At 53.8% G+C, this 21405-nt stretch carries 24 protein-coding genes; 14 read left to right on the top strand and 10 right to left on the bottom strand.

Going from position 1 to position 21405, the window contains the following annotated elements; all coding sequences use genetic code 11:
• Positions 1-147 precede the first annotated feature (147 nt).
• On the top strand, positions 148-1344 hold the full coding sequence (locus AC6I77_RS18765; protein ID WP_497817231.1) for a glycine C-acetyltransferase: 1197 nt from the start codon (positions 148-150) through the stop codon (positions 1342-1344).
• Between the two features lie 10 nt (positions 1345-1354).
• A complete protein-coding gene (tdh, locus tag AC6I77_RS18760; protein ID WP_008926947.1) occupies positions 1355-2383 on the top strand; it encodes an L-threonine 3-dehydrogenase in 1029 nt (342 codons plus the stop codon).
• Positions 2384-2411: 28 nt separating this feature from the next.
• Here the strand turns inward: tdh and AC6I77_RS18755 are convergent, their stop codons facing one another.
• The 4 genes from AC6I77_RS18755 to envC all read right to left on the bottom strand — a co-directional run bounded on the left by AC6I77_RS18755 (position 2412) and on the right by envC (position 6856).
• Positions 2412-3323 carry a hypothetical protein gene (locus AC6I77_RS18755; RefSeq protein ID WP_105100105.1) on the bottom strand — a complete coding sequence of 304 codons (912 nt, stop codon included), beginning with the start codon at positions 3321-3323 and terminating at the stop codon, positions 2412-2414.
• A complete protein-coding gene (locus tag AC6I77_RS18750; protein ID WP_039660583.1) occupies positions 3316-4545 on the bottom strand; it encodes a glycosyltransferase in 1230 nt (409 codons plus the stop codon). Before AC6I77_RS18750 ends, AC6I77_RS18755 begins: the two co-directional genes overlap by 8 nt.
• Before the next feature lie 103 nt (positions 4546-4648).
• Positions 4649-5551 (bottom strand): divergent polysaccharide deacetylase family protein, encoded by a 903-nt coding sequence (locus AC6I77_RS18745; RefSeq protein ID WP_182630287.1) that lies wholly within the window; start codon positions 5549-5551, stop codon positions 4649-4651.
• Positions 5552-5554: 3 nt separating this feature from the next.
• Positions 5555-6856, bottom strand: a complete 1302-nt coding sequence (gene envC / locus AC6I77_RS18740; protein WP_003851287.1) for a murein hydrolase activator EnvC — start codon at positions 6854-6856, stop codon at positions 5555-5557.
• 252 nt (positions 6857-7108) lie between these two features.
• On the opposite strand from envC, the gene AC6I77_RS18735 reads away from it, so the two are divergent.
• The 5 genes from AC6I77_RS18735 (at position 7109) to cysE (ending at position 10229) form a co-directional block, all read left to right on the top strand.
• Positions 7109-7540 carry a rhodanese-like domain-containing protein gene (locus AC6I77_RS18735; RefSeq protein WP_003851285.1) on the top strand — a complete coding sequence of 144 codons (432 nt, stop codon included), beginning with the start codon at positions 7109-7111 and terminating at the stop codon, positions 7538-7540.
• 19 nt (positions 7541-7559) lie between these two features.
• Entirely contained in the window at positions 7560-7814 is a 255-nt protein-coding gene (gene grxC, locus AC6I77_RS18730; RefSeq protein ID WP_008926942.1) for a glutaredoxin 3, read from the top strand.
• Positions 7815-7852: 38 nt separating this feature from the next.
• Complete coding sequence (gene secB / locus AC6I77_RS18725) at positions 7853-8323, top strand: protein-export chaperone SecB (protein WP_003851281.1); 471 nt, start codon at positions 7853-7855, stop codon at positions 8321-8323.
• Positions 8323-9339 carry an NAD(P)H-dependent glycerol-3-phosphate dehydrogenase gene (gene gpsA, locus AC6I77_RS18720; protein WP_003851280.1) on the top strand — a complete coding sequence of 339 codons (1017 nt, stop codon included), beginning with the start codon at positions 8323-8325 and terminating at the stop codon, positions 9337-9339. The genes secB and gpsA overlap by 1 nt, the downstream gene beginning before the upstream one ends.
• A 68-nt stretch (positions 9340-9407) precedes the next feature.
• Positions 9408-10229, top strand: coding sequence for a serine O-acetyltransferase (gene cysE, locus AC6I77_RS18715; RefSeq protein ID WP_003851279.1), 822 nt, complete (start codon positions 9408-9410; stop codon positions 10227-10229).
• Here the strand turns inward: cysE and trmL are convergent.
• From trmL to cpxR, 3 genes are read right to left on the bottom strand one after another with little or no spacing between them, the layout of a single operon-like run.
• The gene (gene trmL / locus AC6I77_RS18710) at positions 10226-10699 is read right to left on the bottom strand and encodes a tRNA (uridine(34)/cytosine(34)/5-carboxymethylaminomethyluridine(34)-2'-O)-methyltransferase TrmL (RefSeq protein WP_003851277.1); all 474 of its coding nucleotides are present in this window, start codon (positions 10697-10699) and stop codon (positions 10226-10228) included. The two genes, cysE and trmL, sit on opposite strands and share 4 nt — an antisense overlap.
• A 35-nt stretch (positions 10700-10734) precedes the next feature.
• A complete protein-coding gene (gene cpxA, locus AC6I77_RS18705) occupies positions 10735-12114 on the bottom strand; it encodes an envelope stress sensor histidine kinase CpxA (RefSeq protein WP_003851276.1) in 1380 nt (459 codons plus the stop codon).
• A complete protein-coding gene (gene cpxR, locus AC6I77_RS18700) occupies positions 12111-12806 on the bottom strand; it encodes an envelope stress response regulator transcription factor CpxR (RefSeq protein WP_003851274.1) in 696 nt (231 codons plus the stop codon). The genes cpxA and cpxR overlap by 4 nt, the downstream gene beginning before the upstream one ends.
• A gap of 148 nt (positions 12807-12954) precedes the next feature.
• On the opposite strand from cpxR, the gene cpxP reads away from it, so the two are divergent.
• The 6 genes from cpxP (at position 12955) to AC6I77_RS18670 (ending at position 18459) form a co-directional block, all read left to right on the top strand.
• Positions 12955-13464 (top strand): cell-envelope stress modulator CpxP, encoded by a 510-nt coding sequence (gene cpxP, locus AC6I77_RS18695; protein ID WP_003851271.1) that lies wholly within the window; start codon positions 12955-12957, stop codon positions 13462-13464.
• A gap of 454 nt (positions 13465-13918) precedes the next feature.
• Positions 13919-14074: a con-10 family general stress protein gene (locus tag AC6I77_RS18690; RefSeq protein WP_003851267.1), complete on the top strand. Its 156-nt coding sequence runs from the start codon at positions 13919-13921 to the stop codon at positions 14072-14074.
• A gap of 243 nt (positions 14075-14317) precedes the next feature.
• Entirely contained in the window at positions 14318-15220 is a 903-nt protein-coding gene (gene fieF / locus AC6I77_RS18685; RefSeq protein ID WP_003851265.1) for a CDF family cation-efflux transporter FieF, read from the top strand.
• A 207-nt stretch (positions 15221-15427) separates the two neighbouring features.
• Positions 15428-16390, top strand: coding sequence for a 6-phosphofructokinase (gene pfkA, locus AC6I77_RS18680; RefSeq protein ID WP_003851263.1), 963 nt, complete (start codon positions 15428-15430; stop codon positions 16388-16390).
• 144 nt (positions 16391-16534) lie between these two features.
• Positions 16535-17524: a sulfate ABC transporter substrate-binding protein gene (locus AC6I77_RS18675; RefSeq protein ID WP_003851261.1), complete on the top strand. Its 990-nt coding sequence runs from the start codon at positions 16535-16537 to the stop codon at positions 17522-17524.
• A gap of 161 nt (positions 17525-17685) precedes the next feature.
• Positions 17686-18459, top strand: coding sequence for a CDP-diacylglycerol diphosphatase (locus tag AC6I77_RS18670; RefSeq protein WP_140916496.1), 774 nt, complete (start codon positions 17686-17688; stop codon positions 18457-18459).
• Between the two features lie 28 nt (positions 18460-18487).
• On the opposite strand, the gene tpiA is transcribed toward AC6I77_RS18670, so the two are convergent.
• Positions 18488-19255: a triose-phosphate isomerase gene (gene tpiA / locus AC6I77_RS18665; RefSeq protein WP_003851259.1), complete on the bottom strand. Its 768-nt coding sequence runs from the start codon at positions 19253-19255 to the stop codon at positions 18488-18490.
• A gap of 120 nt (positions 19256-19375) precedes the next feature.
• Entirely contained in the window at positions 19376-19966 is a 591-nt protein-coding gene (locus AC6I77_RS18660; protein ID WP_003851254.1) for a DUF1454 family protein, read from the bottom strand.
• A 98-nt stretch (positions 19967-20064) separates the two neighbouring features.
• On the opposite strand from AC6I77_RS18660, the gene AC6I77_RS18655 reads away from it, so the two are divergent.
• Positions 20065-20499, top strand: a complete 435-nt coding sequence (locus tag AC6I77_RS18655) for a DUF805 domain-containing protein (RefSeq protein WP_003851252.1) — start codon at positions 20065-20067, stop codon at positions 20497-20499.
• Here AC6I77_RS18655 and fpr read toward each other — a convergent pair.
• Positions 20490-21236 (bottom strand): ferredoxin--NADP(+) reductase, encoded by a 747-nt coding sequence (gene fpr, locus AC6I77_RS18650; protein WP_003851251.1) that lies wholly within the window; start codon positions 21234-21236, stop codon positions 20490-20492. The two genes, AC6I77_RS18655 and fpr, sit on opposite strands and share 10 nt — an antisense overlap.
• Between the last annotated feature and the right edge of the window lie 169 nt (positions 21237-21405).

The following is a 21405-nucleotide window of genomic DNA, read 5'->3' as shown; positions in this document are numbered from 1 at the left end:
CAGCCAGATGACTCTGTAACGCTTTGTGTGTACATCCGCGCGGCGTGAACTATGCTGCAAAAATGACATTCTGTTGGGCGATTTATCGTGAAGAAGCGGCCTGTTCAGTAAGATATGCCAGATTTTTGCCATCTGAGGAGAGCAATGATGCCTGCGCAATTTTATCAACAACTTCGTCAGCAACTTGATGATGCACGTCAGGAAGGACTGTTTAAACAGGAGCGGATCATCACCTCTGCCCAGCAGACGGAGATCGCAGTGGGCAGCGATCCGGCAGTGATTAACTTCTGCGCCAATAACTATTTAGGTCTGGCGAACCATCCGGCGCTGATTCAGGCGGCGAAAGCGGGGATGGATTCGCATGGTTTTGGCATGGCGTCGGTGCGCTTTATCTGCGGCACCCAGGATAGTCATAAGCAGCTGGAAAAGCGGCTGGCAGATTTTCTGGGCATGGAGGATGCCATTCTTTACTCCTCCTGTTTCGATGCCAACGGTGGCCTGTTTGAAACCCTGCTTGATGCCCAGGATGCAATAATTTCCGACGCGTTGAATCACGCCTCCATTATTGATGGCGTCCGGCTGTGCAAAGCGCAGCGATATCGCTATGCCAATAATGACATGGTGCAGTTGCGCGCCTGTCTGCAGGAAGCGCGCGATAAAGGTGCCCGTCATATTTTGATCGCAACTGATGGCGTCTTCTCTATGGATGGGGTGATTGCGAATTTGCCCGCCATCTGCGATCTGGCAGATGAGTTCTCCGCGCTGGTGATGGTGGATGACTCCCATGCGGTGGGCTTTGTCGGGAATGCCGGACGCGGAACCCATGAATATTGCGACGTCATGGGTCGGGTCGACATCATTACCGGCACGCTGGGTAAAGCGCTGGGCGGCGCGTCCGGAGGCAACACTGCAGCAAAAGCTGAAGTAGTGGAGTGGCTGCGTCAGCGCTCCCGTCCTTATCTGTTCTCCAACTCACTTGCCCCGGCTATTGTAGCTGCCTCGCTGCGGGTGCTGGATCTGCTCAGCGAAGGCGATGGGCTGCGTCAGCGTCTGTGGGATAACGCCCGTTACTTCCGGGAGCAGATGACGGCCGCGGGCTTTACGCTGGCCGGTGCCGACCACGCCATTATTCCGGTGATGCTGGGAGAAGCCAGCGTCGCCCAGCAGTTTGCCCACCTGCTGCAGCAGGAAGGTATCTACGTGACCGGTTTCTTCTATCCGGTGGTGCCAAACGGTCAGGCACGCATTCGCACCCAAATCTCTGCGGCGCACACCCAGCAACAACTGGAGCGTGCGGTGGCGGCCTTTACCCGCATCGGCAAACAACTGGGCGTCATCGCCTGAGGAGTCCGTCATGAAAGCACTCGCCAAACTGAAGAAGGAAGAGGGCATCTGGATGGTGACCGATGCGCCGGTTCCTGAGCCCGGTCATAATGATCTGCTGATTAAAATTCGTAAAACCGCCATCTGCGGCACCGATGTCCATATCTATAACTGGGATGACTGGTCACGCAAAACCATCCCGGTACCGATGATTGTCGGTCATGAATATGTGGGTGAGGTGGTTGCGATAGGACAGGAAGTGAAAGGCTTTACGATTGGCGATCGGGTCTCAGGTGAGGGGCATATCACCTGTGGGCACTGCCGCAACTGCCGCGCTGGACGCACGCATCTATGCCGGAATACGATGGGCGTGGGCGTTAACCGCCAGGGGTGCTTCGCGGAATATCTGGTCATTCCGGCCTTCAATGCGTTCAAAATACCCGACAATATTTCTGATGAGCTGGCGGCAATCTTCGACCCCTTCGGCAACGCCGTACATACCGCACTGTCGTTTGATCTGGTCGGCGAGGATGTGCTGATCTCCGGCGCAGGCCCAATTGGCATTATGGCTGCAGCGGTCTGTCGCCATGTCGGCGCACGTAACGTTGTGATCACGGACATCAATGAGTACCGCCTGGAGCTGGCGCGGAAAATGGGTGTCACGCGTGCGGTCAATGTGGCGAATGAGAACTTGCGGGATGTGATGCATTCACTGGGTATGACGGAAGGGTTTGATGTCGGTCTCGAAATGTCCGGTGCACCGCCTGCGTTTCGTAGCCTGCTGGAGGTGATGAACCACGGCGGGCGCATCGCACTGTTGGGCATTCCGCCGGGTGAAATGGCGATCGACTGGAATCAGGTGATCTTCAAAGGGCTTTTTATCAAGGGAATTTATGGCCGCGAAATGTTTGAAACCTGGTACAAGATGGCAGCACTGATCCAGTCCGGTCTTGATTTAACGCCAGTGATTACCCATCGTTTTGGCATTGACGATTTCCAGCAGGGCTTTGATGAGATGCGTTCAGGACGTTCGGGAAAGGTGATACTGAACTGGAATTAAAACAACGGCCGCCGGGGCGGCCGCCTGATTAGCCTTGCTTTTTCTCTTCATCGGTCAGGTAGCGGACTTTACGCGTATAGTCCTGGCCTTTAAAGTTCAGCGGCTGTTGCGGATCGGTCAGGTATTTTTGCCATTCCGACAACGGGAATCCGCCGTGAGCGCCAACCACTTCAGGTGGGATTACCGCCGACTGTCCGCCAATTTTCTTCGAGACTGGCCAGTTAGCCCATTCCCCCAGATTGACGGTTTTAATATCCAGCATGTCCAGTAACACCGCCAGCGGGAGCTGATCGGTAGGCGGCTGGCTGTCGTTCATTAAATTCCAGGTATCATTAAACAGCGTCAGCCACAGCGGTGAAATACGCTGCCAGACTTCTCGCGTAGCAGCCAGATAAGCGCCGTTAACGTGGTCTGTCAGATAGGGCCTGATACTGTGCGGATAATAGGCGGGAATCGCTTCATCCGGCGCTCCCTCCAGCTTGGCAATCATTTTCCCCTGACGAAAACTGGAGTAAAGATGGCCTGGACCCATCATGATTTCAGGCATCTTAAGCAGATTGAGGTCGGAATCGATCATCAGAATGCCGTCGCCTTTTGCCTGCAGGGGCGCCTGCAATTTGATTAAACGGCTGCGATAGATCTGTTTGTAACGGTAGCTCTCTTCCCGGTGTGGGACATCCAGCGTTGCCACGCGGGTTTTTACGGGCAGGCTGCCAAAGGCGTGAGTGGGCTGATCGCTGACTATCACAATCTCTTCTGCTTCTGTCGCAAAGCGCGCCGCAAAATCAGCACTGAGCAGGGCTTCTTCAATATAGTCCGCGCCAGTGCAGGGAATCACGACAGACGTGACCGGCACAGTGCCCTGAACCGCTCTATTCGAATAAGGCAGGTTATGGCGCGCTCTGATATGACGGTAACGGGGATTCAAAAAATTAAGCATGAGGTTTCTTTTTGGCGACGCTTTGCAAAATATTCTCGACGCCGCTGATATAGGTTTCTATAGCGTACTGTTCACGTACGCGTTTCGCTGCCGCATTGGTCAGGCGCTGACGTAACTCCGCATCCTGCCACAGCGCAGTCAGATGCTGTGTCAGTTGCACCACGTTGCCATAATCAAACAGCAACCCGGTTTCATCATGACTGATCAATTCGGCAGTGCCGACTACGCGGGAGCCCACGACGGTGGTATTTACCAGCATCGCCTCCAGCACAACCCGTGGCAAGCCTTCACTGCGTGAGGCAAGAATAAAGGTATCAAAGGCTGTAAGGTAATCCATCGCATTGTTCTGGAAGCCCGTAAAGACCACGTGATGCTGGATGTTCTCTGCGGTAGCCAGTTGCAACAGATGCTGAAGCTCCGGGCCCGCTCCGACAATCATCATTCGCCAGTCTGCATCGGGATTGGCGCGTTTAAAACGGCCCAGAGCCTGCAGAATGTGGTGATTAGATTTACGTAATATCAGGGAGCCGATCGTGCCAAACACAAAGGTCGACGGAGAGAGTTTAAAACGCTGGCGTACGTCAAGACGGCTGGGCAGAGGCTGGTGGATATCGATAGCATTACTGACGGTAAAACAGCGCTCCGCTTCCACGCCATGGCGGCGTAAGGTGTCACTAACACCCTGTGACACGGCAATGACCGCCTGACAATCCTGATTAACCATGTTAACCAGCCGCGGTTCCAGAACCGGATCGATACGGCAGTGCTGAACCACCGCTACCGGCAGGCTGCGCGCCGCCAGATAACCTTCCACATTGGTGCTGGGCTGGTTATTCATGTAGAGCGTGTCAAATTTCCCCAGTTGCAGCAATGAATTGATTTTGATGGCATTAGGCATAATGCGCCAGTGTGTATCAACTTTATCAATGGTGCGTTTCCTGAGTTTTTTATTGAAAAACAGCAGCGCCCGTGCGGCTTCTTTTATAAATTTGGCCCAGCGTGGTTGCCTGATTTGCGGAATAAAAAAGACCGGAATAGCCAGCGCATTCAGCGTGGCTTCGATGGTTTCGTCGTTGCCACGGCTGTAGTTGTGATAGAAGCAGCAGGTAATATCGAACTTTTGACGATCGATACGTTTCAACAGCTCCAGCATGCTGTTGGTGCCGCCGCCCCACTCTCTGCCGTTGTCCAGCAGCAGGATTTTTTGTTTATTAATCGTCATCCCTACACTGTTCCCGCAAAGCCCGTTATTGCCCGACCCAGGATTATAGTAATTTCTGTGCATAAATGAACGCTAAGCTCAGCACTTAGCATTCATGGCAAATTCAGAACAGATTTTTCAGCGTCTTAAACAGCGGACTGTTATTCACACTTTCGGCAATGACCGTCAAGGCTCTGGTCGCCGGAACCGGCGTCAGCGGCTGCTTCGGTTTACATATGTCGGCAGGCCGGAAGCGTGGCGTCACCGGTTTTGTCGGTGCCACAGGCATCCGTGCGTTGTTGTGAAGAGATTCGTTCAATAGCTCGCTGGGGCGAACCAGCGTAATGTCGGCTGGCAGCGTGGGTAACATCTGCTGCAGCACCCGTACGGTGTTAGGGTGAGGATGCCCAATGGCAATGGCGTACCCATCGCGCTGCGCCAGCTTTACCGCCCGACTGAACTGCTGGCGGATGGCGTTGATATCCTGGCTGTCATCAAGGAAGACCCGGCGTTTTAACACTTTGACCTGGGTACCCTGAGCGGCAGGAATAGCCTGACTATTGGCGATGGTCATGCTATCAAGAAAGTAGAGATTATAGTGGTTCAGCGCCTGCATCACCTTCTGCATACCGGGCAGGCTTGAGGTCATCCTGCTGCCCATATGATTGTTCAGACCCACGGCATAAGGCACGTTGTTAACCGCATTGCGCATGATGCGGGCGACCTCTTCGCTGCTCATCTCCGGCGTTAAGGTATCTTTTTCCAGCGGCTGTTTACTCAGCGGCGCCATGGGCAGATGGATCAACACTTCGTGACCCCCCTGATGCGCTTTAATTGCCATTTCACGGGCATGGGGTGCGTTGGGTAATACCGCTACTGAAATAGCCTGGGGCATCTGCAGGACCTTGTTCTCTTCTGCAGGGCGATAGCCAACATCATCAATGACAATGGACAGTTTGCCCGCCTGCGCAGCGGAGCAGAACAGCAGGGCGCTCATCAGAACGGGGAGTTTTCGACGTTGCAGCAAAACTTATTTTCCTAACCACGGGAGTGGATTGACGGCCTGTCCCTGACGTCGGATTTCAAAATAGAGCGATGGGGTACCGCGGCCACCACTGGTGCCCACCAGTGCAATAGGCTGTCCTGCCTTCACCTGCGTACCCACGCTCACCAGCGCACTTTGGTTGTAGCCATACAGACTCATATCACCTTTACCGTGTTCCAGCACCACCACCAGACCGTAGCCCTGTAACCAGTCGGCCATCAGCACACGGCCATCGGCGATAGCTTTCACCTCGGTACCTTCCCGCGCATCAATTACCAGGCCTTTCCAGCGAAGTTCACCCTGTAGTTGTTCACCAAAGCGATGTTCAATGCGTCCGCGAACCGGCCACAACGCCTGACCGCCCGCACGACCGAGCCCACCAGTACGCGCCACCAGTTCGCGTTCGCTCTGGGTCGGCTGATAGCTGGAGCCTTTGGCTTTCGCCTGCGCCTGACGCTGACGCACTTTTTCAGCCTCACGCGCTTCGCGGGCTGCACGCTCGCGCGCCTCACGTTCCGCCCGGGCGATTTTATCCTGCAGACGGCTTTCATTCTGGCGCATCTCGACCAGATCGGCCTGATCTTTTTCCAGCGCGCTTTCCAGCGACGTCAGGGTTTTTTTACGTGCTTCGCTCGCCTGTTGCAGCTTCTGCTGCTGGCCCTGCTGCTGTGCCAGTAAGTCTTTCTGCTGCTGTTGCTTTTGCTCAAGTGTGACGCGTTGCTGATTTAAGTCCTGACGCGTCTTTTGCAGCGATTCAATGCTTTTCTGGCGGGCAGCATTCATATAACCAAAATAGGCCAGAATACGCTCACTGCGCTGGCTCTCTTCACCGCCCATCAAAAGCTGTACTCCGTTGTGCTTACCCTGACGAAACGCCGCATCAAGCTGCTCGGATAACAGGCTTTCCTGTTGGGTTTGCTGTTTTTCAAGACGGGCGATGGAGGTGGTGAGCTGTTTGATCTCACTATTCAGGGCGCTGAGGCTATTGCGGGTGTCACGCAGCTGACGGCTTGCCTGCGCGATGATTTTTTCCTGGCTTTGCAGCTGATCCAGTAATTTGCTGCGTTGCACCTTCTGCGCTTTGACGCTTTTCTCTTTCTCAGCAATGTTTTGCTGAATGGACTGCAGCTGAGATTTGCTGTCTTCTGCACTTTGGGCTGCGGCAGGCAATAACAGTGCCCCCGCACAAAGCAGGCTAAGGGAGAGGCTGGACAGGTGTATGAACAACGGCAGGTTATCGCCGTTGCGACGGGTCCTTGTGTGCGAAACGGTTGTTTTTCCCTTCATAGGCCAATGATTATTCCACGATGAACCGCCGCTTACCAGTGCTCCCCACTGGCATTTGCTTTTCCAGTTATGTCTACTTTCGCAATGACATACATTAAGCCTTACGCCATTTTTGCTATTCAGCCACTTTTTTTGGAAAATGGCGCACAAATCGATACTCTGGCCGCATAGCATCTGTACATGCGAAGTGGCGCAGGTATACTCAGAACCCTTGTTTTAGCTTATTAGCCCGGTCTGGAGTCGTTACCCCTCATGCAAGAAATTATGCAGTTTGCAAGCAATCACCCCATCCTGAGTCTGGCATGGGTCGTTTTACTCGTTCTGGTGATTGTGACTACCGTTAAAGGAATGTTCTCTAAGGTAAAAACGATCAGCCGCGGTGAAGCAACCCGCCTGATTAACAAAGAGGACGCGGTAGTGGTAGACGTGCGTTCGCGCGACGATTTCCGCAGAGGGCATATTTCAGGCGCTGTAAATGTGGCAGCCGCTGAGATTAAAAAAGGCAACATCGACGAACTGGCAAAGCACAAAGCACAGCCCATAATTGTGGTATGTGCAACCGGACAAAGCGCGGGTGATTCTGCTGCGCACCTTAGCGCTGCAGGCTTTGAGCAGGTTTCAGTGCTGAAAGATGGTATCAGTGGCTGGAGTGGTGAAAATCTGCCATTAGTCCGCGGTAAATAATCATACAGAGGTGTTGATCATGGCAAATGTTGAAATGTATACCAAGGCCACCTGTCCTTACTGCCATCGGGCGAAGGCGCTGTTAACGCAAAAAGGCGTATCGTTTCAGGAGATCCCTATTGATGGGGACATGGCGAAACGCGAAGAGATGATCAAGCGTAGCGGCCGTACCACCGTGCCTCAGATTTTTATTGATGCGCAGCACATTGGCGGCTGCGATGACTTATTCGCACTCGATAATCGCGAAGGTTTAGATCCCTTACTGCAGGCGTAATTTTACGCCGGACAATCTCATACATAGGATTTGGTCACATGTCAGAACATAACTCGAACGAAATGCAATTCCAGATTCAGCGCGTCTTCACCAAAGACATCTCTTTTGAAGCGCCTAATGCCCCGCAGGTTTTCCAGAAAGAGTGGGAACCGGACGTTAAACTGGATCTGGACACTGCATCTTCTCAGCTGGCTGACGAAGTTTACGAAGTGGTACTTCGTGTGACTGTAACCGCGACTGTGGGCGAAGAGACGGCTTTCCTGTGTGAAGTTCAGCAGGCCGGTATCTTCACCATCAGCGGTATCGAAGGAACGCAGATGGCACATTGCCTGGGTGCATACTGCCCGAACATTCTGTTCCCGTACGCTCGCGAATGCATTACCAGCCTGGTATCCCGTGGTACCTTCCCGCAGCTGAACCTGGCACCGGTTAACTTTGATGCGCTGTTCATGAACTATCTGCAGCAGCAGCAAGGTGAAGAAGGTGCTGAACCACATCAGGATGCCTGATGGAAACTCACGCTTCGATTAGCGTCATCGGTGCCGGTTCTTACGGCACCGCTTTGGCGATTACGCTGGCCCGTAACGGCCATCCGGTGCTGTTGTGGGGACATAACCCGACGCATCTGGCTCAACTTCAGAATGACCGCTGTAACACCGCTTTCCTGCCCGATGTGCCGTTTCCCGACAATCTTTCCCTTGAATCTGATCTGACCAAAGCTATTGCTGCCAGCCGCGACTTATTGATCGTGGTGCCGAGTCATGTCTTTGGCGATGTGCTGCAGCAGATCAAGCCTCATCTGCGACCAGACTCACGCATTGTCTGGGCGACTAAAGGGCTGGAAAAAGAGACGGGTCGTCTGCTGCAGGATGTGGCGCGTGAAATTGTCGGCGATACTATTCCGCTGGCCGTCATCTCCGGACCCACTTTTGCGAAAGAACTGGCAGCCGGATTACCGACCGCCATCGCGCTGGCCGCAACGGATGCGCAGTTTGCTGACGACCTGCAGCAGAAACTGCACTGCGGTAAGAGCTTCCGTGTTTATAACAACCCTGACTTTATTGGCGTCCAGCTCGGCGGCGCAGTAAAAAACGTGATTGCTATCGGAGCCGGAATCTCCGACGGAATAGGTTTTGGCGCGAATGCGCGTACCGCACTCATCACCCGCGGTCTGACTGAAATGAGCCGGTTAGGTGCAGCGCTGGGTGCCGATCCCACGACGTTTATGGGCATGGCCGGTCTGGGCGATCTGGTACTGACCTGTACTGATAATCAGTCGCGTAACCGCCGTTTTGGCATGATGCTGGGCCAGGGCGAGGATGTAGATAGCGCACAACGCATTATCGGACAAGTTGTAGAAGGCTATAGAAACACCAAAGAAGTCAAGGCATTGGCTGCGCGGCTGGGTGTGGAAATGCCGATTACCGAGCAGATTTATCAGGTGCTGTATTGCGAAAAACCGGCGAGAGATGCAGCATTGAGCTTGCTGGGACGCACAAGGAAGGACGAAAACAGCACTGGCTAACGCAGGACGCGTAGCATCATTACCTGCAGCGCCCATTCAGGCGCTTTTTTTATCGGGAGAAAGCAGCAATGTCGTCTGATGAGTTAGAACTGGTCTGGAACAATATCAAAGCAGAAGCGCGTGCCCTGGCTGATTGTGAGCCGATGCTTGCCAGCTTCTTCCACGCGACATTGCTAAAACATGAAAATCTCGGTAGCGCACTGAGTTATATGCTGGCCAACAAGCTGGCTAACCCGATTATGCCCGCCATCGCCATTCGTGAAATCGTTGAAGAAGCCTATCGTGAAGATCCGTCGATGATTATGTCAGCGGCTTACGATATTCAGGCTGTGCGTCAGCGCGACCCGGCAGTGGATAAATACTCTACGCCGCTGCTCTACCTTAAAGGTTTTCACGCCTTACAGGCCTACCGCATTGGCCACTGGTTGTGGAATGAAGGCCGACGCGCACTGGCGGTTTACCTGCAGAACGAAATCTCTGTCTCCTTTGCCGTCGATATTCACCCCGCCGCCCATATTGGCCACGGCATTATGCTCGACCATGCCACAGGCATAGTGATTGGTGAAACCGCCGTGGTGGAAAATGATGTTTCGATTCTGCAATCGGTGACGCTGGGCGGTACCGGCAAAACCAGTGGCGACCGTCATCCGAAAATCCGGGAAGGGGTGATGATTGGTGCCGGCGCGAAAGTCCTTGGCAATATTGAAGTCGGCAAGGGAGCAAAAATCGGTGCCGGTTCCGTGGTGTTACAGCCCGTGCCGCCGCACACCACTGCCGCAGGCGTTCCCGCGCGTATCGTCGGTAAGCCAGGCAGTGAGAAGCCGTCGATGGATATGGATCAGCACTTCAATGGCAGCCTGGCCGGTTTTCAGTTTGGCGACGGCATCTAGTCTTTGATCAGCGCGCCCGCGTAATCAAGCTGGCGCCACGCTTCATAAACCACAACCGATACAGCATTCGACAAATTCATACTCCGGCTTTCTGCTCTCATCGGGATGCGGATTTTTTGCTGCGCCGGTAACGCGGCCAGGATCTCGGCAGGCAATCCGCGGCTCTCCGGCCCAAACAGCAGATAATCGCCCGCCTGATAGGCGACGGCGCTGTGTGCAGGCGTCCCTTTGGTCGTCAGTGCAAACAGACGCTCAGGCGACTCAGTGGCGATAAACGCCTGATAGTCAGCATGGAATTTGATGGCGGTGAATTCGTGATAATCCAGCCCGGCGCGACGTAAGCGCTTGTCATCCCAGGCAAAGCCGAGCGGCTGAATCAAATGAAGCTGGAAGCCCGTATTGGCGCAAAGGCGGATGATATTGCCGGTATTCGGCGGAATTTCTGGTTCAAACAAGACAATGTTAAGCATAAGGCCCCCGATGACAGGGGCCGAAGCATAGCAAATTATTGACGGCCGGAGGAGTAGAGCGGCAACCAGAGGGTCAGACGCAAACCGCCTAATGGACTGTCATCGGCTTTAACCCAGCCGCGATGTTGCTGCACGGCCGTTTCGACAATTGCCAGGCCAAGACCGGTGCCGCCTGATTCGCGATCGCGCGCTTCATCGGTTCGATAGAAAGGACGGAAAATCTGTTCACGATCTTCCGGACTCACGCCAGGACCATCATCATCGACGTGGACCGTGATACCGGAAATATCAACGGAGAAGCTGACGCTGATGTGCGTGTGTGAATAGCGCAGCGCATTGCGCACAATATTTTCCAGCGCACTCTCCAGCGCATGAGGGTTCCCATAAAGCGGCCACGGGCCTGGCGGATAGGGGATATCCATCTTCTTGCCCATCTGCTCAGCTTCGAAACGGGCATCTTCCAGCACCCCATTCCACAATTGATTTGCCTTCATTGCTTCGCTGACCAGCGCATTTTTATGCTGGGTGCGGGAGAGCACCAACAGATCGTTAATCATGCCATCGAGACGCTGTGCTTCCATCTCAATGCGGCCCAGCTCTTTACCTTCACCCTGACGCCGACGCAGCAGGGCGGTAGCCAGTTGCAGGCGGGTCAGTGGGGTGCGAAGTTCATGACTGATATCCGATAACAGACGTTGCTGACCGGTCATCATCCGTTCCAGCGCACTGACCATCTGGTTAAAGCTGGAACCCGCAGCCAGAAACTCCTGCGGACCCGACTCCAGTTCCGGATGCTGACGTAGATTCCCGCTTGCGACTTCGTCAGCAGCATATTTCAGCTTACGTGCCGGACGTGCCAGGCTCCAGGCCAGCCACAGCAGCAGCGGTGAGCTGATGAGCATGGTGACGATAAGCAGCAGCAACGGACGGTCAAACAGCAGATTGACGAAGTCGAGCTGAGAGCTATTGGCGGGACGGATCATGTAAAGCTGGTAGTTATCTTCGCCATCGCGAACGGCAAAAGGCCCTACCAGCTCAACGCGACCATATTTCTTCTTCTGAGGATGATCGGCATTGTCAGACTGGCCGATAAAATTGCGGATAACCTGCATTTCATTATGTTGCGCGCCAATCACCCGACCTTCACTGGTTACTAACAGCAGCCGCTGACCCGGCGGTGCCCATTTTTCCACGGCACGAAACAGACGACGCCACCACATCAGATCGTTAGGGGGATCCTGTGACAGCTCTGCTTCAACGTGTTGCTCAATCATGATGCCCTGCCGCTGTTCACTTTCCAGCAGCGAGGTCATCTGTCGTGAATCGAGCTTGGGAACCATCAACACCAGCATCAACACCAGCGCCAGCGTCAACCAGAAGATGGCGAAGATACGGGTGGTCAGACTTCCAATCATGATGCGGAAACCATCAGGTAGCCACGGCCACGTAAGGTTTTAAACCAGGGATGACCATCACGGCGCTCAGGCAGCTTGCGACGCAGATTCGAGATATGCATATCAATGGCACGGTCAAAAGGCGTCAGGCGTTTGCCCAGCACTTCCTGGCTCAGATGTTCACGCGACACGACCTGGCCCAGGTGCTGCGCCAGCAGATAGAGCAGGGTGAATTCTGTGCCGGTCAAATCCAGCGTAACGTCATCAAAACTGGCCTCCTGACGGCCGGGATTGAGTCTCAGACAGTCCACTTCCAGTGTGGGCGAGCTGTTGTCGTGTTGCTGCTGTTCACTCCAGTTAGAACGCCGCAAAATAGCGCGGATACGCGCCACCAGCTCGCGATCGTTAAACGGCTTAGGCAGATAGTCATCTGCGCCCAGTTCGAGGCCCAGAACACGATCCAGCTCGCTGCCGCGCGCCGTTAGCATGATGACGGGGGTTTGATGTTGCTGACGCAGTTCTTTCAGAGTGTCGATACCGTTTTTCTTCGGCATCATGACATCCAGTAAAAGCAAATCAATCGAGTTATCGATCAGGTTCAGCGCTTGTTCACCATCACTGGCGACGACCACTTCAAACCCTTCCATTTCTAACAGTTCTTTCAAAAGCGAAGTTAATTCGCGGTCGTCATCTACCAACAGGATTTTATTCATTTTTGTAGCCCTCCGCAGGCAAAATACCGTGTTCCTGGCGCACCTATCCATCGCTTTACGTAGTTTTACACCCCCTGACGGATGTTTGCAGCTGTCGCCGTACACTGGCTCTCGTTGAATCGCAAAACGGAACGAACTGGAGTATACGATGCGCAAATTAACCGCCGTCGTCCTTGCCTCAGCGATGGCTCTGAGTGTCGCCAGCGCAGATGCTAAAGATGCGACGACGATTGACGAGATGCATCATGGCGGATTGCCGACAGGCAGTATGACGCAAAATCCGCAAAGCCACATGTTCGACGGCATCGAGCTGACTGAAGAACAGCGTCAGCAGATGCGAGACCTTATGCAACAGGCAAGACATGATCGCCCGGTCGTTCATATTGACGATATCGCTGCATTACACGAATTAGTGACTGCAGACCAGTTTAACGAAGCGGCCATTCGCCAAAAGGCGGAAGTCATCGCCAGAGTTCAGGTTGAACAACAGGTCGAGATGGCGCGCGTACAGAATCAAATGTTTCAACTGCTAACGCCGGCCCAGCAGTCCGCGTTACAGAAAAATTACCAGCGGCGACTTAACGAGCTGCGACAGTTTTCGAATTTGCAGTCAGCTTCATCGCTGCAGGCAGTGAGTAGTACCAGCAGTAACCAGTAATATAGTATCCCTGTTTTCCTTGCCATAGACACATCCCTGTCTTCCCCCACCATGATGGTGGGGGTTTTTTTTATCTTTTTTTCACTTTTTTTATTTTGACAGGAATCATCACCGCACAACAAAACCCCCGTTTTATTAGCGCTTGTCGGGAATTTGTTGGGAAGAATCGCTGATTTCTTAATATCTGGAACACGCTGTAAATTTAAGCGAGCCGGTGAGCATTTTTTCATCACGAAAATATCATAACTTACTGAAACTAAATGAATTGCAGACAAGTCATTAACATTTTAATCATACTTTTCAGTGAGATACATTCCCCGCGTTACGCTTGCTGGTTCAGTCACACCTTCTACACTAAATCCTGTCACTGCAGGGAAGTTAAGTGTCTTTGCGAAGTCTCAGGGAGCAACAACCACATTATGTAGTCCTGATAAATCTATTAACGGAGTAAGTTATGGCAGAGCATCGTGGTGGTTCAGGTAATTTCGCAGATAATCCGCAAAAAGCGTCTGAAGCTGGCAAAAAAGGCGGACAGAACAGCGGCGGCGGAAATTTCAAAAACGATCGTGAAAAAGCATCTGAAGCCGGGAAAAAAGGCGGCAAAAAGTAGTCGCCGACACGTTCCTGGAATTAGCCCGCGGCTGAAAGTAGCCAGGCAATGATGTGTATAACACTTCGCCCCGACCTTCCCAGGCCGGGGCTTGTTTTTTGTACCTGCTTATTCCTGTCGCGATTTCAAAACAGCCTTCTTCATCGAATGACCTCCTAAGCACAGCCCGCCTCCCGGTGTTAAACTTCAGCCATTCATCTATTTAAGTGTGCATCTTCACTGATGCTGCATAGGGAATCTGGCATGCAACACTCTTATGGCCGACTGGTAAAGCGTGCTGCGCTCGCTGCCACCATTCTTGCGTCTGTGCTGTTACTCGTGAAAATTTTTGCCTGGTGGTACACCGGTTCAGTGAGTTTGCTGGCTTCACTGGTGGACTCGCTGGTGGATATCGCTGCATCGCTAACCAACCTGCTAGTGGTGCGCTATGCGCTGCAGCCTGCTGATGAAAATCACACGTTCGGGCACGGCAAAGCGGAGTCGCTGGCGGCGCTGGCACAAAGTATGTTTATCTCCGGCTCGGCACTGTTTCTGTTTCTGACCGGCCTGCAGCATCTTGCCTCCCCCAGCGAGATGCGGGCGCCGGGTGTTGGTATTGTAGTAACCATTGTGGCACTGAGCTCAACGCTGGTACTGGTTGCCTTTCAGCGCTGGGTAGTGCGTAAAACCCGCAGTCAGGCCATTCGGGCTGACATGCTGCACTATCAATCCGACGTCATCATGAATGGCGCCATACTGATTGCGCTGGTGCTGAGCAGCTATGGCGTTGTACGGGCGGATGCCCTGTTTGCGCTGGGGATTGGTGTTTTCATTCTTTATAGCGCATTGCGGATGGGCTACGAAGCCGTACAGTCATTGCTGGATCGCGCATTGCCGGAAAATGAACGGCAGCAAATCCTGACGCTTGCGACAAACTGGCCGCAGGTGCAGGGCGTACATGATCTGCGAACCCGGCAGTCCGGCCCGACCAAATTTATTCAGCTTCATCTGGAACTGGAAGATCAGCTGCCACTGGTTCAGGCGCATCGGGTTGCCGACCAGGTTGAGAAAGCATTACGCAAAGAATTTCCCGGGTCTGACGTAATTATCCATCAGGATCCCTGTTCTGTGGTACCGTCTGAGACCAGGGACTCTTTAGGTTTTTAACGTAAATGAATCAAATCGATACGGAAGGGATGACGTAGCGCTAACTTTGCTGCAAAAAATAGTGAAAAGTTGTCTGACCTGAATCAATTCAGCAGCAAGCCTTTGATATACTATCTGCCATCACATGTCGCGCTAATCGTGAAATGATCTTCTGCAGCGATCGACAGGCAGGATTAACCCTTAGTTTTGAACAATCCAGAGGTTGTCATGATCAAAAAAATTGGTGTATTAACCAGCGGCGGTGACGCCCCAGGCATGAACGCAGCTATTCGTGGAGTGGTACGTTCCGCGCTGAGTGAAGGACTGGAAGTTTTTGGGATCTATGATGGCTATCTGGGATTGTACGAAGATCGCATGATCAATCTTGATCGCTACAGCGTCTCCGACATGATTAACCGCGGCGGCACTTTCCTGGGCTCAGCGCGTTTCCCCGAGTTCCGTAATGAAGATGTGCGCCAGGTTGCCATTGAGAACATGAAAAAGCGCGGCATTGATGCACTGGTGGTGATTGGTGGTGACGGATCTTACATGGGTGCTAAGCGCCTGACTGAAATGGGCTTCCCCTGCATTGGTTTGCCAGGCACCATCGATAACGATGTGGCCGGAACGGATTACACCATCGGTTATTTCACTGCACTGGAAACCGTGGTTGAAGCGATTGACCGTCTTCGCGACACCTCTTCCTCGCATCAGCGTATCTCGATTGTTGAAGTGATGGGCCGCTACTGTGGCGATCTGACCCTGGCGGCGGCGATTGCCGGTGGCTGCGAGTTCATCGTCCTGCCAGAATTCCCGTACACCCGCGAAGAGCTGGTAGCGGAAATCAAAGCAGGCATCGCCAAAGGTAAAAAGCACGCTATCGTGGCGATTACTGAGCACATCTGCGATATCGACGACCTGGCGCGTTTCATTGAAACAGAAACCAAACGTGAAACCCGTTCGACCGTTCTGGGCCATATTCAGCGTGGCGGTGCACCTTGTGCGTATGACCGTATCCTGGCGTCACGCATGGGCGCTTACTCCATTGAACTGCTGATGCAGGGTTACGGTGGCCGTTGCGTGGGTATTCAGAATGAGAAGATGGTGCATCACGACATCGTCGACGCGATTGAAAACATGAAACGTCCGTTCAAGCGCGACTGGCTCGACACGGCGAAAAAACTCTACTGATTCTTCTGCGGGGGTGTGCTGCACAGCATGCCCCGGCATATACCCGCTATATTCCCCCCGGTTATAACAGCTTATTTTTAATTCTTTTAGCTCTGTAATGGTTTATGTCACGCTTAGCCCATAACGACATTGGGAGAGTGCGTAATGAACAAGTGGAGTATCGGCGTTACCCTGTTGCTGGCCTCAACCAGCGTTCTGGCGAAAGACATTCAGCTGTTAAACGTTTCCTACGATCCAACCCGTGAGCTGTACGAACAGTACAACAAAGCGTTTAGTGCGCACTACAAACAGGAAACCGGCGATAATGTCGTGGTCCGTCAGTCGCACGGTGGCTCCGGCAAGCAGGCAACTTCAGTGATTAACGGCATCCGTGCGGATGTGGTTACGCTGGCGTTGCAATCGGATGTCGATGCTATTGCAGAACGCGGTCGTATTGATAAGAACTGGATTCAGCGTCTGCCAGACAACTCCGCGCCTTACACCTCCACCATTGTCTTCCTGGTCCGCAAAGATAATCCCAAGGGCATTCACGACTGGAGCGACCTGACTAAACCCGGTGTGTCTGTGATTACCCCTAACCCGAAAACCTCTGGCGGCGCACGCTGGAACTATCTGGCGGCCTGGGGCTGGGCGCTGGATCATAACAACGGCGATCAGGCCAAAGCGCTGGCGTACGTCAGAGCGCTGTTTAAAAACGTTGAGGTGCAGGATTCCGGTGCACGCGGCGCAACTAACACCTTCGTTGAACGCGGGATTGGTGATGTGCTGATTGCCTGGGAAAACGAAGCTTATCTGGCGGTTAACAAATTGGGTAAAGACAAGTTCGAGATTGTCACCCCGAGCGAATCGATTCTGGCTGAACCCACCGTGTCCGTGGTCGATAAAGTGGTAGATGAAAAGGGAACGCGCAAAGTCGCAGACGCCTATCTGAAATACCTCTACTCGCCAGAAGGTCAGACTATCGCTGCGCAGAACTACTATCGTCCGCGTGATGCTGAAATCGCGAAGAAATTTGCCAGCCAGTTTGCGCCGGTGAAGCTGTTTACCATCAAGGACAAATTTGGTGGCTGGGCAGAGGCTCAGAAAGCGCACTTCGCCGATGGCGGCAGCTATGACCAGGTCATGAAACCGTAATACGTTGCGGTCAGCGCTCCCTGCGCTGACCGCTCACCCGCAACAATCCCACCTTTCTCTTTTCTCTGCCCGGCTGCTGACTGATCTGCCCGAATTCCCCGTGACATTTTTTTCCCGCCAGGCGAGGATGCAGGCTGCTAAACCATTCAGGAAGCGTTGTTATGCCGACACATCGTCGTGCAACCAGTCTGGTTGCGGTTCTGCTGGTGCTGGTCATTGCGGGGATACTGGTTGCCGCAATGCATTTCAAAAAGAACAGTGATGCGCTGTGGCAGATTGTCAGCGAGAAATGTGTGCCTCATCAGCAGAGCAGCGGAGACCCGGCGCCCTGTCAGCGTGTCGATCAGCAGCATCGCTATGCCATGCTGAAAGATATGCATGGTCCATTGCAGTATCTGCTGATCCCGCTCGACAAAATCACCGGCATCGAAAGCCCACGGTTACTGCAACCCGCTACGCCCAACTACTTTGCCCTTGCCTGGCATGAACGCTCTCTGCTTGCAGAGCGACGCGGCTCTCCCATTGATGATCGGGTTCTTTCACTGGCGATCAATTCACAGTATGGCCGTACGCAGAATCAACTCCATATTCATCTCTCCTGTCTGCGACCCGATGTGCGTCAGCAGCTGGATCGGCTGACGCCGCAGCTTAGCGGTCAGTGGCAGGACATTACGCTGCGTAAGCACCGCTACTGGCTGCGAGCTCTGACGCCAGATGAACTGACTCAGCAGAGTGCCTTTATCCGGCTGGCCGATGAGCGGCCAGAGGCGCGCACAGAGATGGGGAAATATGGTCTGGCACTGGCGGAATTAAGCGATGGGCGACTGGTGCTGATGGCGATAGAGCGGAACTGGCTGCTGCTGAACAGGGGTTCGGCGGAGGAAGTGCAGGATCACGCCTGTGAGCTGATTGCGCCCATAAAAAAGGCGGCTTAAGCGCCGCCCTTGACCGGAATGCTAATGCTTAGGCGCTTTTTGCCGCCGCCGCTGCTTTAACGATTACCGCGAAAGCATCTGCTTTCAGTGACGCACCGCCAACCAGCGCGCCATCGATATCAGGCTGGGTGAACAGCTCAGCAGCATTCTTGTCGTTCACTGAGCCGCCATACTGAATGATGACCTGTTCTGCGATAGCCGCATCTTTCTTCGCAATATGATCACGAATGAATTTGTGCACGGCCTGTGCCTGAGCAGGGGTCGCAGATTTGCCGGTACCGATGGCCCAGACGGGCTCATACGCGATAACCGCATCTTTAAACGCTTCGGCGCCCTGCGTTTCCAGAACGGCATCCAGCTGACGAGCGCAGACTTCTTCAGTTTTACCCGCTTCGTTTTCCGCTTCGGTTTCACCAATGCACAGCACAGGAACCAGGCCCACTGACTTCAGCACCGCATATTTCTTCGCGATGAACTCGTCGCTCTCTTTGTGATAAGTGCGGCGTTCTGAGTGACCGATGATGATATATTTCGCGCCGATATCTTTCAGCATCTCTGCGGAAACTTCACCGGTAAACGCGCCAGACAGGTTAACGTCCACGTTCTGCGCACCCAGTGCGATGTGGCTACCGGAGATGGCATGTTTTGCCTGCTCGAGATAGAGCGCTGGCGGTGCAATGGCCACGCCACAACCGTCAACGCCAGAGAGTTCCTTGCGCAGACCCGCGATCAGTTCAGCAGTGAGTTGCTTGCTGCCATTCAACTTCCAGTTACCCATAACCAGTGGATGTCGCATTCTATCCTCCGCATAACGCGATACATGAAAAATCGCTGCCAGCTGGCAGCGTTGTCTGCGAAACAGTATAGAGATCAAATGTAGCGATGGCTTTGCTTTTCGTCATTTTCAGCGACATCTTCAGGGGGGAGCGAGCGCAAGTTTTACCGGCTCGACAGCGAAGGTTAGCCCCTTGTCGCCGTTATCAGCGACCACAAAGCGAAGCGCGCCATCGACCTGCGCAAAGTAAGGCAAATCCTTGCCCTCCTTCAGTAAGCTCTCCAGCTTTTTGCGTCCCTCGTCTGCACCTAATCCCGGTACAAAGAAGCGCAGCATAGCGGTCATGTAGGCCATGGCTTTTTGCTCAGAGGCGTTCTGATCCGGGCCAGGCAGTGGCAGCCAGGTGATCTGCAGCGTCTTGATTTTGCCGGTACCGGGCTCCAGCGCGGTAGACGCATAGAGCGTCTCGTTAATTTTGCTGGCAGCACGCGTCAGGTTACTTTTGTCGCCCCGATTATCAATGGCGCGATATTCCGGCAGCATCAGCGTCGCATTAGCCAGATTATACTTTTCGCGAAACTGGCCGATAGTCATATCAAAGGTGGGAGCACCCGCCAGCAGGTAGGGCGCGGTGGGTAATGCATCGGGCCGTTCCTGCGGTGGCGGATCGGCGGCAAAGACCGGAACCGTCAGCGCAAACGATAACAGCAGTGCGCCAGGCAAATTCTTCATTTTGTCGATCCTAACCCGTAAACTCAGGCGCAAATTAAAACGGTTTTTATCCGCGAGGTCAAAAGCGCGGCGGTTCTTTTCTCTCTGGATGATAATGCATGACGTTACAACAATGGTGTTTTTCCTGGCGTGGCAGGCTGGGACGACGTGATTTCTGGATCTGGCAGGCAGTCTGGTTGCTGACAACGACACTGTTATTTACCCTGGCAGCAAACGACTGGGTTGATACCCAGATGGCGGCTTTCGGCGTGGTCTGCCTGCTGTGGCCCGCCAGCGCGGTCATTGTAAAACGTCTGCACGATCGTAATCGTCCCGGCTACTGGGGATTTCTGGTGATAGTGGCCTGGCTGCTGGTGGCGGGAAACTGGAGCATGCTGGGCGGCATTCTGCCCTGGCTGCTGGGTCGCGCCATTCCCTTTGTGTTATTCGCTGGCCTGCTGCTCGAACTCGGCGTTTTTCGCGGCACCCCCGGCGCTAACCGGTTTGGTACCGCGACGCAGCCGGTGCGATACCGGCAACTGGCTCACCAGTAATGTTCGCTGGTGATATGGCCCGGCTTGCGCTTCAGGTGTTTACGCATTTCGCGCGTCTCTTTCAGTAATTGCTGGGTGTCGCGCACCATCTGCGGGTTGCCGCACAGCATCACATGGCTGCTGTCGGCATCCAGCGTTAATCCGGTGGCACGCTCCAGCTCGCCATTTTCGATCAGCGCCGGAACCCGGCCCGTCAGCGAACCGGGGATCGTTTCGCGGCTCACCACCGTCTGGATGTGCAGCTTGCCCTGATAACGCTGTTGCAGCTGCTGCATCAGTGGCAGAAAGCTCAGGTCGTCCGCATAGCGTGCGGCATGGACCAGCACGATGTTTTCAAAGCGATCCAGTCCTTCGCCCTGCTGAAGCATAGAAAGGTAAGGGCCAATAGCGGTGCCGGTTGCCAGCATCCATAATGTTCTGCACGCCGGAACTTCATCAAGCACAAAGAATCCTGCGGCTTCTTTCGTGACCATCACCTGATCGCCAGGCTGAAGGGCCTGCAGATGCGGACTCAGCTTGCCATCGGGCACGGTAACCAGGTAAAACTCCAGCAGGTCATCCTTTGGCGCATTGACGAAAGAGTAAGCGCGCTGCACCCGCTCGCCGTCAATTTCCAGAGCCAGTTTGGCAAATTGCCCCGCGATAAAGGGATCGATGGGCGCTGTTACCCGCAGACTGAACAGCGCATCCGTCCAGTTTTTCACTTCCTTTACTTCAGCATTGACCCACTCAGCCATAATCACTCCCTGGTTGTTGATTATTCCGGCAGGTTTCTATTTTCGCGGCTGCCCGATGAGATTGCCAGCTTGTGGCCGGGCAAAGGCTCTAATCGACAAACTGTTGCTTTGTCTTTACAGGCTGGTGCATAAACTTGACAGGCGCAAGCCGGGACCTTTCGGCCTGCCT

The sequence above is a fragment of the Pantoea sp. X-Soil-ISGK-259 genome (genome assembly GCF_059730705.1).
This window is presented reverse-complemented; position numbering and strand designations above follow the sequence as displayed.